We start from the raw sequence: 15145 nt of genomic DNA, 5'->3' as shown, positions 1-15145 counted from the left end.
CTTGGGAGGCCGAGTAGCCCGGCACATCGCCGGGCTACTACGGCTCTTGGCGATTTGCCTAGGATGCCACTCCCATCAATGGCCGTCAACGTGATCGCGATAGTACCTGCCCGACCGCGGTTTGTATGCGCGAAGGCTTCTTTAGCATTGTAACAAATAGTCCGCCGTCTAAACGGTGAGAAACCTGTTACCTATCTCGCCAAGGCAGACGGTATCAGTCGGCCGTATCGTTAACCAGTTGTTAACAGTAAAGTTCTTGCTGTCTCGAGCGAATCGGACATAATGACGGCATTCGGACGGTTTTAATGGAAATGCCGTCATTTGAGGCCGGGTCGACGATGAACATCGCAACAACAGCAAAAAAAGCTTCCTTTGATGACACGATTCTCGCGCAAGGTCGCGAGATTTCGCGGAAGCTCAATATGCTTCGCATGGAAACATTTCCCCCGAATGCCCGCAAGACGTTGCGCCAGTTTTCTCTCGCCGAGGCCGCCTATTTTCTTGGCGTCTCGACCAGCAATCTGAAAAAGCTTCATCTCGAAGGCAAGGGTGTCGAACCGACAATTCATACCGGCGGCCGCAGGAGCTACTCAGCCGAACAGATCATGCAGCTGCGCCATTGGCTCGATCGCAACGGCCGCGCCGATGTCAAGAAATATGTGCCGCATCGCCGCGGCGATGAGAAGCTGCAGGTTATCGGCGTCGTCAATTTCAAGGGTGGATCCGGCAAGACGACGACTGCCGCCCACCTCGCCCAGCATATGGCGTTGACGGGACATCGTGTTCTTGCCCTCGATCTTGATCCGCAAGCCTCGCTTTCCGCGCTCTATGGCATCCAGCCGGAGCTCGACCAGAACCCTTCCATCTATGAGGCGATCCGCTACGACGATGCGCGCAAGCCCATTACCGACGTGATCCTGTCGACCAATATTCCTGGCCTTGACGTCGTTCCCGCGTCGCTGGAATTGCAGGAATATGAGTACGACACGCCGCTTGCCATGCAGAGCAAGAATTCGATCGCCGGCAAGACCTTCTGGAATCGCATCGAAAATGCGCTGAAGGAAGTGGATAGCCGCTACGACGTCGTCATCATCGACTGCCCGCCGCAGCTCGGCTATCTGACGCTCACGGCGCTTGCCGCCGCGACGGCGGTGTTGATAACGGTTCATCCGCAGATGCTCGACCTGATGTCGATGTCGCAATTTCTGTTGATGCTCGGCGATATCCTCAAGACCGTCGGGGCTGCCGGCGGCGATGTCGATCTCGACTGGTTCCGCTATCTTATCACACGCTACGAGCCGACTGACATTCCGCAGACGCAGATGATGGGCTTCATGCAGTCCATGCTGGCCCCGCAGATGCTGAAGCACCAGATGCTCAAATCGACGGCCATATCGGATGCGGGCCTTACCAAGCAGACACTCTATGAAGTGGAGAAGTCGGCAATGAACCGGCACACTTATGATCGGGCGATGGAATCCATGGAAGCGGTCAATTCGGAAATCCGCGAACTCATCCACGAGGCGTGGGGACGCAGGTAGACGGCAGGCTAAATACGGAATTCAGTCAATGAATTCATCGCATTGACGCGATTTCGGGGAAATTGATTATGGCACGTAAGAACATCTTTGAAAGCATCATGCACGGCGAACCCGATGTGGCGGCCGATGCTGAGCCAAGCGGCGGCTTCCGCAAGTTCGGCGCGGCGAAATCGATGTCGTCATCGATCGACGAACTGGCGCGCCAGGCCTCGAAGCTGGTTGACGGGGAAACGGTCGTCGATCTCGACCCGAACTTGCTGGACGCTTCGTTCGTTACCGACCGGATGCCGGAAAGGGACGACGAAGAGTATAACGAATTGTTGGACGCGGTCAGGGAGAGGGGGCAGCACAGCCCTATTCTCGTCAGGCCCCACCCAAAGAGCGATGGACGGTATATGATTGTCTTCGGGCATCGACGAGCAAGGGTTGCGAAGGAACTCGGGCGTCCGGTCCGGGCTGTGGTGAAGCCCCTCGCCGATCTCGACCATGTGATCAGCCAGGGACAGGAAAATTCGGCGCGCGCCAATCTGAGCTTTATCGAACGTGTGCAGTTTGCTGATCGCCTTGAGAAGCTCGGCTATGCGCGAGACGCCATACAGTCGGCGCTGTCGATCGACTATCAGACGCTTTCGAAGATGCTGACCATTCCAAAGGCCATCCCGGAAGTAATCATTGCAGCAATCGGCCCCGCCAAGGGAATAGGCCGCGACCGCTGGCTTGAGATGCGCAAGCTGATCGAAAACCCCAGGCACGGTTCGCAGGCTGTGCAATTCGTTGAAAGCGCGGAATTTGCTGCGGCGAGATCGGCAGATCGCTTCGACCAACTCTTCGAGTTCCTCAGGGGCGCCGGATCCAGAAAGCCGGTACGCAAGGCCATCGGCGGAAGCGCCGGATCGGTTTGGACGCCTGACGACAAATCGGTGAAGGTTGCGACAAAGCTTTGCGGCAAGACGTTCTCGATTGCCTTGAACGAAAAGAATGCCAGGGAATTTGGTGTGTTCATCACCAATAACCTTGATCAGCTCTATGAAGCGTTCAAGGAATCGAAAAAAGTGACTGAAACAGGAGATTAGACCCGCAAAAGAAAAAGGCCCCCAAACGACCCGGTCGTGGAAGCCTCTCTCAAAGTTCTAGCAGACTGAGAATCGCATTTCCACGAATCACTGTCAAGAGTCCCCGACGTCGTTTTGACGAGCAGATTTCTTTTGCCTTTTGAAAAGGGCAATGAGGATGAATGGAAATCTGATAACGACGCCCTTCGGGCGGCGGTCGATGTCGCTTGCGCATCTTCGGGCACAGACCCGGGCGCAAGATATTGCGCCGGGAAAGTCTGCAGACAAGTGGCAGGTCTATCGCTGGCTTTGTGAAGGCAAGGAAGAGGTTGGGATCAGCGACAGATCGCTCGCTGTGCTCAACGCCTTGTTGTCGTTTTTGCCGGACAATGAACTTTCCGAAGAAAACGGCACCATCGTCTTTCCATCGAATGTTCAGCTTTCGATGCGTGCGCATGGCATGGCCAATGCCACGCTCCGCCGGCATCTTGCCGCGCTGATCGAATGTGGTCTGATCTCCCGCAAAGACAGCCCCAACGGCAAACGCTACTCGCGCAAGGGCAGGGGAGGGGAGATCACCGAGGCTTTCGGGTTCTCGCTTGCGCCGCTCCTGGCGCGTGCAGAGGAACTCCAGGCGGCCGCTGAGCGCGTGCGCGCCGAACGCCATGCCCTGAAGCTCGTCAGGGAGCGCATCACGCTTCACAGGCGGGACATCGCAAAGCTCATCGAAATGGCGATTGCCGAAGCCATCTCTGGCGATTGGCAACAGTTGTGGACGCGATTTCGCAGCATTGTCGATGCTATCCCGCGCCAAGCGGAAAGGGGAACACTTCATGAGATCCTGGCTCACCTCGTTGCTTTGCACGATGAGGTGGCTATCGCATTGGAAAATAAGCTCAATGAAGAAAATATGAGCGGCAATGAGTCCCGCGATGAACCGCAGCAACAGAATTCAAAACCCGACTCTTTCGCTGAATTTGAACCTGGCTCAAGAAACAGCCAAGGGGCTGAAACTGCGCTACAACAGGAAACAACGGAACACGTCACCCAGACATATCCAGTTGGGTTTGTGCTTAAGGCTTGCCCAGAAATGAACGACTATGCACCTGGCGGCATTGCGAACTGGCGTGATCTGATGGCGACAGCGGCACAAGTGCGCGGTTATCTTGGAATTTCTCCCTCGGCCTACGCGGATGCGCTCGATGCTCTCGGCCAGGAGCGTGCCGCAATCGTCATTGCCTGCATCCTCCAGAGGGCCGAACAGATCAATTCGGCCGGCGGCTATCTTCGGGCGCTGACCGAGAAGGCGAGGGCAGGGGCGTTCTCGGTTGGACCCATGCTGATGGCGTGCCTGCGCTCGACGGGATCGCATCTACGGGTGGTTGGTGATGACGGATGAGCCGGGGTCCAGCGAGGCAAAGCGGCTAGACAACATGCACTGCCGCAGATGTTCCAGTGTCTACGCCGGATACGGTGCCTATAATCCGTGCCGCGGGATAATCGGCGTCAATGATGGTCTCGAGGAGATCTTTGGCTCGCTCGGGACGGCAGGCAATCAGCAATCCGCCCGACGTCTGCGGATCCGTCAGCAGGTGCCTTTGCCAGATGGGAAATCCCGCCGGAAGGACTACCGCTTCGCCATAACTTGCCCAGTTGCGGTGCGAGGCGCCCGTTACGAAGCCCTGTTGGGAAAGGTCGGCTGCCTGCGTAAAATAGGATATGTCGTCCGCGCGCAGGAGGATCGCTGCATTCGAGCCTCGGGCCATCTCAAGGGTATGACCGAGGAGCCCAAATCCCGTCACATCCGTGATTGCGTGCACGTCATTATCGCGAGAAAGTTCTGCACCTACGCGATTGAGCAGCGTCGTCGACGCGATGAGCTCACCATAGGCTTCGTCGGGCAGGGCGCCCTTCTTGAACGCCGCCGCATAAATGCCGACTCCGAGAGCTTTCGTCAGTATCAAGGCGTCGCCGGGTTTCGCGCCACTATTGCGGCGGATATTGGCAACCGGGCATGTGCCGATAACGGCCAGTCCGTAGATTGGCTCCGGCGAGTCGATAGAGTGTCCACCGGCGACCGGAATACCTGCATCCGCACAGACAGTGCTGCCGCCGCGCAGGATTTCACGCACCAGCTCGGCCGGCATCTTGTCGATCGGCATGCCCAGGATTGCGAGCGCCATGATCGGCTTTCCGCCCATGGCATAAACGTCAGAGATGGCATTCGTTGCGGCAATCCGGCCGAAATCGAAAGCGTCGTCGACCATAGGCATGAAGAAGTCCGTCGTTGCGATCACGCAAGTCTCGTCATCCAGCTGCCAAACCGCAGCATCATCGCCGGTTTCCGTTCCGACAAGGAGTTGCGCAAAGGGTCCCGCAATTGGCTGGTCTGCAAGCAGTTGCTGCAGTACCGACGGTGCGAGCTTGCAGCCGCAGCCGCCGCCATGTGCAAGCGACGTCAAGCGGAGCGGCACAGCGGTTCGATCATCCATGGCAGCCTCCTCGCACGTTGAAAGTACAGCAGGTGGCGACATTCTTGTCCATTTTGCGCAGGACGTCAAAGGTGAGCCACGGTTAGCTTATTGCTGCGCTGCAATGACAGTCGCAGGGAGTAAAAGCTTCCGCATGACAAGTAATTGTGGTGTTCGAAGTGATTTTGGCGGGCGTATATAGGACGTTCGTACAACCCAATTAATCATGATTGTTGTACTCATATTATAGGGCATCTTATTGGTTTGACAATTGAACTTCATCAGGTAGCATTTTGTTCGGAACGCTCGCGCGTTCCAAGTTGCCGAGCACTTGAAGTTTCCGGCATGCCGTGTTGGTAGGGCCGGCCCATTAAGGGAGGTGACATGCCATGAACATGGAACTCTCGCGGCGCCAGTTTCTTGCGGCGGCCGGCGCTGGTGTGGCGGGGTCAGCGCTGGGAGCCTTCGGCTTCGGCGCGGTGGAATCCGCCCACGCCAAGGCCATCCGCGATTTCAAATTGGTGAACACGACGGAGACCCGGAACACATGCCCGTATTGCTCCGTTGCATGCGGCATCATCATGTATTCCAAGGGTGACCTGAAGAAGGGCGAGAGCGCCGAAATCGTTCACATCGAGGGCGACACTGATCATCCGACGAACCGCGGCACGCTTTGCCCCAAGGGCGCGGCGCTGCTCAATTTCGTCAAGGCCGAGACGCGGCTGAAGTATCCGATGATCCGCAAGCCGGGTTCGGACAAATTTGAGAAAGTGTCCTGGGATGATGCCCTCGACCGGATCGCGCGCCTGCTGAAGGACGATCGCGACAAGAACTTCATTCAAAGGAACAATGACGGCGTAACGGTCAATCGCTGGACGACGACCGGGTTCCTCGCCGCCTCCGCAACGACGAATGAAACGGCCTGGGCGACCTACAAGGTCGTACGCAGCGCCGGAATGCTGGTATTCGATAACCAGGCACGTGTCTGACACGGCCCAACGGTGTCCAGTTTGGGCCCAACATTTGGCCGTGGTGCAATGACCAACTCCTGGACCGACATCAAGAACACGGATCTTGTTGTCATCATGGGAGGCAATGCCGCCGAAGCGCATCCATGCGGCTTCAAATGGGTCACGGAGGCCAAGGCCAACCGCGGCGCGAAGTTGATCGTCGTCGATCCGCGATTTACGCGCTCGGCATCTGTCGCGGATTTTTATGCGCCGATCCGCCAGGGGACGGATATCGCATTTCTCCTTGGGGTGATGAACTACTGCATCCAGAACGACAAGGTGCAATGGGACTACGTCAAGGCGTTCACCAACGCGACATACATCGTCAAGGACGGCTTTGAATATAAGGACGGTCTTTTTACCGGTTATATCGAAGCCAAGCGCGACTACGACAAGTCCACTTGGGAATATGTCATCGGTGATGACGGCTACGCCGTGGTTGACGACACGCTGACCAACCCGCGCTGCGTATGGAACCTCCTGAAGGCGCACGTTTCCGTCTACGTACCTGAACTGGTTGAGCGTATCTGCGGCACCCCGAAGGACAAGTTCCTGAAGGTAGCCGAGATGATCTCGGAAATGTCGTCGCCCACCAAGACGATGACCTCCATGTATGCACTTGGCTGGACGCAGCATTCAAAAGGCTCGCAGAACATCCGCTCCATGGCGATGTTGCAACTCATTCTCGGCAATATTGGCGTGCGCGGCGGCGGCATGAATGCGCTGCGCGGGCACTCCAACATCCAGGGACTGACCGATGTCGGGCTGATGTCGAACCTGCTTCCGGGTTACATGACGCTGCCGACGGAAAAGGAAGTGGACTTCGACACCTATATGTCGACGCGGGGTTTCAAACCGCTTCGGCCGAACCAGATGAGCTACTGGCAGAACTACAAGAAGTTCTTCGTCAGCTTCTTGAAGTCGATGTGGGGAGCGGCGGCGACGCCGGAAAATCACTTCGCCTATGACTGGCTGCCAAAGCTCGACGTCCCCGGTTACGATGTCCTGCGGGCATTCGAACTCATGAATCAGGGCAAGATGACCGGCTATGTCTGCCAGGGTTTCAACCCGCTGCTGGCAGTGCCGAACAGGAAAAAGCTCACGGACTCGCTGTCCAAGCTGAAGTTCCTCGTGACCATGGATCCATTGGACACGGAGACATCGCGGTTCTGGGAAAATCACGGCGACTTCAACGACGTGGAAACCGCACAAATCCAGACCGAGGTCATCCAGCTGCCTTCGACCTGCTTTGCAGAAGACGAGGGGTCACTGACCAATTCCGGCAGGTGGCTGCAATGGCACTGGCCGGGGGGAACGCCGCCCGGAGAGGCCAAGACCGACGTATGGATCATGGCGCAGATATATTCGCGTCTGAAGGAACTCTATCGCCAGGAAGGCGGGGCGTTCCCGGACCCGATCGTCAATCTCGATTGGTCCTATGCGGATCCCGGCGATCCGACTGCGGAAGAACTCGCCAAGGAGATGAACGGCAGGGCCTCAACCACGCTTTACGATCCAACGGATCCATCCAAGGTGGTCGTGGAAGCCGGCAAATTATTGCCGAGTTTTGCGGCCCTGAAGGACGATGGTTCGACATCTTCCGGATGCTGGATCTATTCCGGTTGCTTCAACGAAAACGGGAACAATATGGCCCGGCGGGATACGTCGGACCCGGACGAGACGGGTGCCTATCTTAAATGGGCATTCGCATGGCCGGTCAATCGCCGCATCCTTTACAACCGGGCTTCGGCCGATCTGAACGGCAAGGCCTGGGATCCGAGCCGGAAGCTGATCGAATGGGACGGCCAGAAATGGGCCGGATACGATGTTCCGGACATTGCGCCGACGGCCAAGCCTTCGGAGGTCGGACCGTTCATCATGAATGCGGAAGGAGTATCGCGGCTTTTTGCCCGTGGCATGTTACGCGACGGACCATTTCCTGCCCACTACGAACCGTTCGAGTCGCCCCTGGCGAACATCGTCGCACCGAATGTGCGCGGCAATCCCGTTGCCCGCGTTTTCAAGGGCGATTTCGCGCAGTTCGCCGAACCGGCCTCGGAGGAATTTCCCTATGCGGCGACCTCTTACCGTCTCACCGAGCATTTCCACTACTGGACCAAGCATGTCTGGGTGAACGCGGTGCTACAGCCCGAGTTCTTCGTCGAGATATCTGAAGAACTCGCCAAGGAGAAAGGCATTACCAAGGGCGGCTGGGTGAGGGTCTGGTCGAAGCGCGGATCGGTTCGGGCAAAAGCGGTCGTTACCAAGCGCATAAAACCGCTGATATGCGATGGTAAGCCGGTTCACGTAGTCGGCATACCGCTGCACTGGGGTTTCATGGGAGCGGCCAAGAAGGGTTTTGGACCGAATTCACTGACGCCCTTCGTCGGTGACGCCAATATAGAGACGCCGGAGTTCAAGGCGTTCCTCGTCAATATCGAGCCCATCGACGGGCCGGTGGCATAGGAGACGGCAACATGTTCCCGCCTGTACCAAACCCTACGACCCGGCCCGAGCCTGCCAGATTTGGCGAGCAGGACCTGATGCGACGCTCCGCATCCAATGTTACCCCGCCGGCACAGCGTCAGACCGAGGTGGCAAAGCTTATCGACGTGTCGAAGTGCATTGGCTGCAAGGCATGCCAGTCGGCGTGTATCGAGTGGAACGACACGCACCCACCAGTTGGCGAAAATGTGGGTGTCTATGACAACCCGCATGATCTCACCCCCGATATGTTCACCCTCATGCGCTTTACCGAGTGGGAGAATCCCGAGACCAACAATCTCGAATGGCTTATCCGCAAGGACGGCTGCATGCATTGCGAGGATCCGGGGTGTCTCAAGGCCTGCCCGGCTCCCGGCGCCATCGTCCAGTACTCGAATGGCATTGTGGATTTCATCCACGAGAACTGCATCGGTTGCGGCTATTGCGTGAAAGGATGCCCCTTCAATATTCCTCGCATCTCTCCGGTCACCCATGTTGCCTATAAATGCACATTGTGTTCCGACCGCGTGGCGGTGGGGCAGGGACCTGCCTGCGCCAAGGCCTGCCCGACGCAAGCGATCGTGTTCGGTACCAAGGAGGAAATGAAGCAGCATGCCGAGGGCCGCATCACCGACCTGAAGTCACGCGGCTTCGATAATGCCGGGCTCTACGACCCGCAAGGCGTCGGCGGCACGCACGTGATGTATGTTCTTCATCATGCGGACAAGCCCGAAATCTATGCGGGCCTGCCGAGCAATCCAAGAATCAGTCCGCTCGTGGATGCTTGGAAGGGCGTTACGCGATATGCCGGATTTGCCGTCATGGGTGTCGCAGCCATCGCCGGATTCATGCACTACCTCGTCTCCGGTCCCAACCGCGTCTCGAACGAAGATGAAGAGCAGGCGGAGAGGCTGGTCGGGGAGGAGCGGCGCCGATGAGTACGCAGTACGACGTGGAAAAGGGCGACAGCGTTCATTCCGGCAAGCCCGTCACAGTCGATCGCTATACTGCCGGCGCGCGTGTCAACCACTGGATCACGGCGGTCAGTCTCGTGCTCCTCGCACTCTCGGGCTTGGCGCTGTTCCATCCTGACCTGTTCTTCCTGACGGGCCTCTTTGGCGGCGGACCGCTTACCCGGATTATCCATCCGTGGATCGGCGTTGTCCTTTTCTTCAGCTTCTTTGGCCTTTTCCTCCGCTTCTGGCGCGCCAATCTGTGGAAGCGCGAAGACGGCACCTGGCTCGCCCGTATTCGTGATGTGCTAACGGCTCACGAGGACCGGCTGCCCGAGGTCGGCAAGTACAATGCCGGGCAGAAATTCGTCTTCTGGTCGATGTCATTGCTGATCATCGTGCTCATCACGACCGGGATCATCATATGGGACCAGTATTTCTTCGATTTGACCACGATCGAGCAGAAGCGGTGGGCTGTATTGATCCATTCCATGGCGGCGATTGTGGCGATCAGCGTCTGGATTATTCATGTCTACGCAGCGATCTGGGTGCGTGGTACGATACGCGCAATGACCCGCGGTTCCGTTACCGGCGGCTGGGCATGGCGTCACCATCGCAAATGGCTACGAGAGCTGGTGGCGAAATCGCCCAAGGACAAATCGGGAAGTACGCCCGCCGAATAAGCGGGTATGGTAGAAGTTTCATCGGTCCACGTGGCCCGGCGGGTTCGTGAGGGAGCAGCATGAACACCAAGAGTGCGGTTGAGCCGGATCCAACGGCAATCGGAGATATCTCGTCACCGCCCTTTGTCCGACTGCCGGATCCGGGTTGGATCTTTTCCACAAGGGCAGCACGGCTGCGGCAATTGGCTGAAACAAGCCAAGTTTCACCGTACCTCAGGTTCGTTGAGGGACTGGCGCGTGCCCAGCACGATATCCAAGTTGGTTTGCCGGCTCCCGGTGGACCAGACGCGGCGTCCGTTGCGCGTGCCCGCGAATTCGCAATGCCCCTGATCGACCGGAGCGGGATCGAGGACGAGCCGACACTGAACGATATCTTCGATCGCCTGTTTGCGGCTGTTGCCCCGATCGAAAAGCCCGCCGCGGCGGCTGACGCTCTATCCCGCGTGACCGCCGCCAGTGTCCAGGATCGCAGGGCCATGGCCAGAACGGTTTTCTCCAGCGCGTTGCCGGCAGATGCAATTGCCGAGCACATCTATATCTGGGCGGCCCTGCAGGTGCATTTTGCCCGGCTCGCCTCGGCTCTGGACGCAAAGATGCTCGCGCCGGTAGCCGACGGCATCTGTCCAACATGCGGAGGTTTGCCGGTGGCATCGATGGTCGTCGGCTGGCCCGGCTCCCATGGCGCACGCTTTTGCTCCTGTTCCATGTGTGGCACGTTGTGGAACTACGTCCGCATCAAATGCGTGTTGTGCGGTTCGACCAAGGGCATTGGCTATCAGGAAATCGACGGACATGGCGGCACGATCAAGGCCGAGACCTGTGACGAGTGCCAGGGGTGGATGAAAATCCTCTATCAGGACAAGGCGCCGGATACCGAGCCGGTCGTAGATGACGTTGCTAGTCTCGGCCTTGACCTCCTGATGCGAGCGGGACCCTATCGGCGCGGCGGCTTCTCGCCGTTGCTCGCCGGGTTGTGAGGATGTGCGATGGGCACCAATTCCAGTCTCCGCGCTCTACCCTCTGTCGATCAGCTACTGAGGTCTGAATTGGCGGTGGCTGCCATAGAGCGCTTCGGACGGCCGGCAGTGACCGAGGTTCTCCGCGACACCGTCGCCGCCCTGCGTCGGAAAGTTCTTCAAGGCCACCCTATCCAGGCGTCGGAAATTATTCTCGACAATCTTGTTGCAAGCATTGAGGAGCGCGAGCGCACCACGCTACGCCCGCTCTATAATCTGACGGGTACCGTGCTGCACACAAACCTTGGCCGCGCGCTTCTGGCTGAGACCGCAATTGACGCTGCGGTGGCGGCAATGCGCTCGGCCGTTTCCCTTGAGTATGATCTTGACAGCGGCAAGCGCGGCGAACGCGACGATCATTTGCGTGCCCTGATCTGCGAACTGACCGGCGCTGAAAATGCGACCGTCGTCAACAACAATGCGGCGGCTGTCCTGCTCGTGCTCAACAGTCTGGCGGCGGGCAAGGAGGCCATCGTTTCCCGCGGCGAACTCATAGAAATAGGCGGCGCCTTTCGCATGCCCGACATCATGGCGCGTGCGGGCGCCAGGCTGGTGGAGGTCGGCACCACAAACCGGACACACAAAAGCGATTATGCGAATGCTTTGGGACCTGACGCAGGACTGATCCTGAAGGTCCACACCTCAAACTACCGCATCGAAGGCTTTACGAAAGAAGTAAAGCCGCAGGAATTGAAGGATATCGCGCACAAAGGCGCCGTCCCGCTGGTCCACGATCTCGGGTCCGGGACATTGACGGATCTCACGCGCTTCGGACTGGCGCACGAACCGACGGTGCGAGAGGCGATTGACGAAGGTGCGGACATTGTCACCTTTTCCGGCGACAAGCTGCTCGGCGGGCCACAGGCGGGATTCATCGTCGGACGCAAGGACCTTATCCAGACGATCAACAAGAACCCGATGAAACGGGCCCTCAGAGTCGACAAGATCCGCATGGCGGCACTCGAGGCGACGCTAAAGCTCTATCGCGATCCCGAACGACTGAGCCAGCGCCTTCCCACTATGCGGCTCCTCAGCCGCTCCCGCGAAGAGATCGGTGCGCAGGCGCAAAGATTGGCTCCAATCGTCGCGAAGGCCGTGCAAGGTGCGTTCAATGTCGCCGTCGTCGACTGTGCCAGTCAAATCGGATCGGGCGCCTTGCCGCTGGCCACGGTGCCAAGCGCTGGTCTCGCCTTGACGGCGATCGATGGCGGCGGCAGGGCGCTTGAGGAACTGTCCGCCGCTCTTCGGCGCCTGCCCGTCCCGGTCATTGGCCGTATCGAGCGCGGGTCCCTGGTTCTTGACCTGCGTTGCCTCGAAGATGAGGCGGCATTTGCTGCCAATATCGCGGACCTCGATATGAGAGCGGGGCAGGCCAGAGGAAACAGCCAATCATGATCGTTGGTACTGCGGGGCATATCGATCACGGCAAGACTTCGCTGGTCAAAGCGCTGACCCATGTCGATACCAACCGGCTGAAGGAAGAGAAGGCACGCGGCATATCGATCGATCTTGGTTTCGCCTACTTGCCAGTGGAGGCCGAAACCATCGGTTTCATCGACGTTCCAGGCCATGAGAAGTTCATCCACACCATGCTCGCCGGTGCGAGCGGCATCGACTTCGTGCTGCTCGTCGTCGCTGCAGATGATGGGATTATGCCGCAATCGCGGGAGCACCTTGCCATTATCGACCTCCTTGGTGTCGAGCACGGGGTCGTCGCGCTGACGAAGGCCGACCTTGTGCCAGAGGAGAGGCTTGTCGAAGTCGAGACCGAATTACGCAACGAGCTTGCCGCAACGGCCCTTCGCGCCGCGCCAATTCTGAGGGCTTCGACAGTAACGGGAAAAGGCATTGACCAACTGCGCGACCACATTGTGGAAGCAGCACGCCAGTTTTCAAGCCGCGAAGCCGATGGCCGCTTTCGGCTCGCTGTCGACCGTTCATTCACGCTGCAAGGCACGGGAACTGTCGTGACGGGCACAGTCTTGTCGGGAAGGGTCGCGGTGGAAGATCATGTGATTGTCAGCCCCTCGGGAATCGCCGCACGTGTACGCTCCATCCATTCGCAGAACCGGCCGAGCAGGGAAGGCAAGGCCGGCGACCGTTGCGCCCTCAATCTCGCCGGCGAAGCCATTTCCAAATCCGCGATCAGCCGCGGCGACATGATACTGGACCAGAGCTTGCACGCACCGACGATCAGGATCGACGCAACTTTGCGGGTCCTCGGTTCCGAGCCCAAGCCGATAGGGCACTGGTTTCCAATCCGGCTCCACCATGCCTCTACCGAAGTTGGTGCGCGAGTCGTGCTGCTTGGCGATGCTCCGATCGCACCGGGTACCGCAGCAAATGTGCAACTCGTACTCGACCAGCCGATCGCAGCAGCAGCGGGCGACCGCTATATTATCCGGGACACGTCGGCCCGGCGCACAGTGGGTGGGGGCCGCTTTCTCGATCTGCGGGCACCCGCCCGCAAGCGCCGCACACCCGAACGAAGGGCACAGATCGAGGCTCACCTGTTCTCTGATCCGGCCAAAGCCTTGGAGGCCTTGCTCGAGACCGCGCCCTATCAACTCGACCTTACCGCCTTCGTCCGGGACCGGGCCCTTGCGGCAACTAAAACCGATGAGCTCGCCCAGGCATTAGGCGCGATTTTGCTCCCCGCTGCACCTGATTTGAAAGCGATTTCTGCTTCGCGCTGGGCGTCATTTCGTGAGGATCTGTTGGGCCGGCTTGACCTCTTCCATGCCGACAATCCCGATCTTCTTGGCATTGGTGTCGAGCGGCTGCGCACCCAGCTTGAGCCGCGATTGCCGATCGCGGCGTTTCGATCGGCTCTACAAAGGCTTGCCGGGGCAGGGGAGATTGTAATCGATGGGGCGTGGGTACGGCGCGCCGGTCATGCGGTGACGATGGGCCCTGCCGATGAACATTTTTGGCGGAACATCGAGCCATTGCTCGATGGCGCTGAACGATTTCGTCCTCCACGCGTGCGCGATATCGCGACCGCGCTCGCCGTTCCGGAACCCGAGGTGCGCCGCCTCCTGAAACTCGCGAGCCGGATAGGCAAGACACATGAAATCGCGCACGATCATTTCTTCCTGCGTAGGGCGGTAGCAGACATGGTTGCCATTATTGCCGGACTTAGCGCGGAAAGGGAAAAGGGATGGTTTACCGCGGCCGAGTTCCGCGATCAGGTTGAAAATGGCCGCAAGGTTGCCATTCAGATCCTGGATTTCTTCGATCGTCACAGTGTGACCGTGCGTCGCGAAGACCTGCGCCGCATCAATCGAGACCGGCTGGATCTCTTTGGGGTTTCTGCGAAAGTAACGAGCGACAAGCTCGCGTCAGGAGGAGATGCGTCCCCGGTGGGGCGTCCGGACTTCAAATCCGGGAGGGGCCGAGAGACGGTCTTTGGTGGGTTCGACTCCCACTCTCTTCCGCCAACGATCAGGCGGTCGGAGCCGCCGCGATGAAATACCTGGAAGCGCTGCAAGAACGGGCCGAGTCCGCACAGGCAGTCGAAACCCTTTACCGGCACGAGGCTGCGGCCCGCATAGCATCTCTCGAGCAGGAAAGGGCATTTGCATTTCGCCGGCTTAATTTGATGCGAACGCTCGCGGCTGCAATGCGACCACAAGCCGGCGATGGCGAGTGGCAGCATGATGACGAGATCAAAGTTGCGCGTGCAATTGCTGCCTTGCTGGCCAAACTCGGCTGGTCATCGGACAGCGACGCGCGCGATGCGATGCTGGATAATTTCACACCTGTGATTGTCGCACTCCACCGGGCAGAATTGATTGGATCCGGCACGGTCGAAGAGGTCGGGGAAGCGCTTGCGCGCTTCGAAGCATGGTACGCCGCGACCTTCAGCGTTTCGTTCTGGATGCTGTTCGAAAATCCTATTCCCGACACGCCGCGTGTCGATTTCTAGAAATCGC

Annotated in this window: 10 protein-coding genes, 1 tRNA gene and 1 pseudogene; 11 read left to right on the top strand and 1 reads right to left on the bottom strand. The window is 58.6% G+C overall.

Going from position 1 to position 15145, the window contains the following annotated elements:
• The first annotated feature begins 338 nt into the window (after nt 1-338).
• The 3 genes from repA (at nt 339) to repC (ending at nt 3992) form a co-directional block, all read left to right on the top strand.
• Nucleotides 339-1541 (top strand): plasmid partitioning protein RepA, encoded by a 1203-nt coding sequence (repA, locus tag BM074_RS21455; RefSeq protein WP_091925317.1) that lies wholly within the window; start codon nt 339-341, stop codon nt 1539-1541.
• Between the two features lie 68 nt (nt 1542-1609).
• Nucleotides 1610-2614 (top strand): plasmid partitioning protein RepB, encoded by a 1005-nt coding sequence (gene repB, locus BM074_RS21450; RefSeq protein ID WP_091925217.1) that lies wholly within the window; start codon nt 1610-1612, stop codon nt 2612-2614.
• A 157-nt stretch (nt 2615-2771) separates the two neighbouring features.
• A complete protein-coding gene (gene repC, locus BM074_RS21445) occupies nt 2772-3992 on the top strand; it encodes a plasmid replication protein RepC (protein ID WP_027233021.1) in 1221 nt (406 codons plus the stop codon).
• Nucleotides 3993-4017: 25 nt separating this feature from the next.
• Here repC and selD read toward each other — a convergent pair whose 3' ends face one another.
• Entirely contained in the window at nt 4018-5085 is a 1068-nt protein-coding gene (selD, locus tag BM074_RS21440; RefSeq protein ID WP_027233022.1) for a selenide, water dikinase SelD, read from the bottom strand.
• A 368-nt stretch (nt 5086-5453) separates the two neighbouring features.
• Here selD and fdnG point away from each other — a divergent pair, with 368 nt between their 5' ends.
• The 8 genes and pseudogenes from fdnG (at nt 5454) to BM074_RS21400 (ending at nt 15138) form a co-directional block, all read left to right on the top strand.
• A complete protein-coding gene (gene fdnG / locus BM074_RS21435) occupies nt 5454-8540 on the top strand; it encodes a formate dehydrogenase-N subunit alpha (RefSeq protein WP_091925214.1) in 3087 nt (1028 codons plus the stop codon).
• 11 nt (nt 8541-8551) lie between these two features.
• Nucleotides 8552-9496, top strand: a complete 945-nt coding sequence (gene fdxH / locus BM074_RS21430) for a formate dehydrogenase subunit beta (RefSeq protein WP_091925211.1) — start codon at nt 8552-8554, stop codon at nt 9494-9496.
• Nucleotides 9493-10194, top strand: coding sequence for a formate dehydrogenase subunit gamma (locus BM074_RS21425; RefSeq protein WP_091925208.1), 702 nt, complete (start codon nt 9493-9495; stop codon nt 10192-10194). The genes fdxH and BM074_RS21425 overlap by 4 nt, the downstream gene beginning before the upstream one ends.
• A 59-nt stretch (nt 10195-10253) precedes the next feature.
• Nucleotides 10254-11171: a formate dehydrogenase accessory protein FdhE gene (gene fdhE, locus BM074_RS21420; protein WP_091925205.1), complete on the top strand. Its 918-nt coding sequence runs from the start codon at nt 10254-10256 to the stop codon at nt 11169-11171.
• A gap of 9 nt (nt 11172-11180) precedes the next feature.
• Complete coding sequence (selA, locus tag BM074_RS21415) at nt 11181-12605, top strand: L-seryl-tRNA(Sec) selenium transferase (RefSeq protein ID WP_091925202.1); 1425 nt, start codon at nt 11181-11183, stop codon at nt 12603-12605.
• A pseudogene (gene selB, locus BM074_RS21410) lies at nt 12602-14428 on the top strand (selenocysteine-specific translation elongation factor); the annotation flags it as partial. The gene selA and the pseudogene selB, both read left to right, overlap by 4 nt.
• A 126-nt stretch (nt 14429-14554) precedes the next feature.
• A tRNA-Sec gene (locus tag BM074_RS21405) sits at nt 14555-14650 on the top strand.
• A gap of 26 nt (nt 14651-14676) precedes the next feature.
• Entirely contained in the window at nt 14677-15138 is a 462-nt protein-coding gene (locus tag BM074_RS21400) for a hypothetical protein (RefSeq protein ID WP_051615305.1), read from the top strand.
• Nucleotides 15139-15145 lie beyond the last annotated feature (7 nt).

Source organism: Phyllobacterium sp. CL33Tsu, from assembly GCF_900113985.1.
Classification (GTDB): domain Bacteria; phylum Pseudomonadota; class Alphaproteobacteria; order Rhizobiales; family Rhizobiaceae; genus Phyllobacterium; species Phyllobacterium pellucidum.
Note: the sequence above shows the minus strand (reverse complement) of the source record. Positions and strands in the feature narration are given on the sequence as shown.

Coding starts and splice junctions, on each gene's coding strand:
- selA (WP_091925202.1), top strand. CDS start 11,181: ATGGGCACCAATTCCAGTCTCCGCGCTCTACCCTCTGTCGATCAGCTA.
- repA (WP_091925317.1), top strand. CDS start 339: ATGAACATCGCAACAACAGCAAAAAAAGCTTCCTTTGATGACACGATT.
- fdhE (WP_091925205.1), top strand. CDS start 10,254: ATGAACACCAAGAGTGCGGTTGAGCCGGATCCAACGGCAATCGGAGAT.
- repC (WP_027233021.1), top strand. CDS start 2,772: ATGAATGGAAATCTGATAACGACGCCCTTCGGGCGGCGGTCGATGTCG.
- selD (WP_027233022.1), bottom strand. CDS start 5,085: ATGGATGATCGAACCGCTGTGCCGCTCCGCTTGACGTCGCTTGCACAT.
- repB (WP_091925217.1), top strand. CDS start 1,610: ATGGCACGTAAGAACATCTTTGAAAGCATCATGCACGGCGAACCCGAT.
- BM074_RS21400 (WP_051615305.1), top strand. CDS start 14,677: ATGAAATACCTGGAAGCGCTGCAAGAACGGGCCGAGTCCGCACAGGCA.
- BM074_RS21425 (WP_091925208.1), top strand. CDS start 9,493: ATGAGTACGCAGTACGACGTGGAAAAGGGCGACAGCGTTCATTCCGGC.
- fdxH (WP_091925211.1), top strand. CDS start 8,552: ATGTTCCCGCCTGTACCAAACCCTACGACCCGGCCCGAGCCTGCCAGA.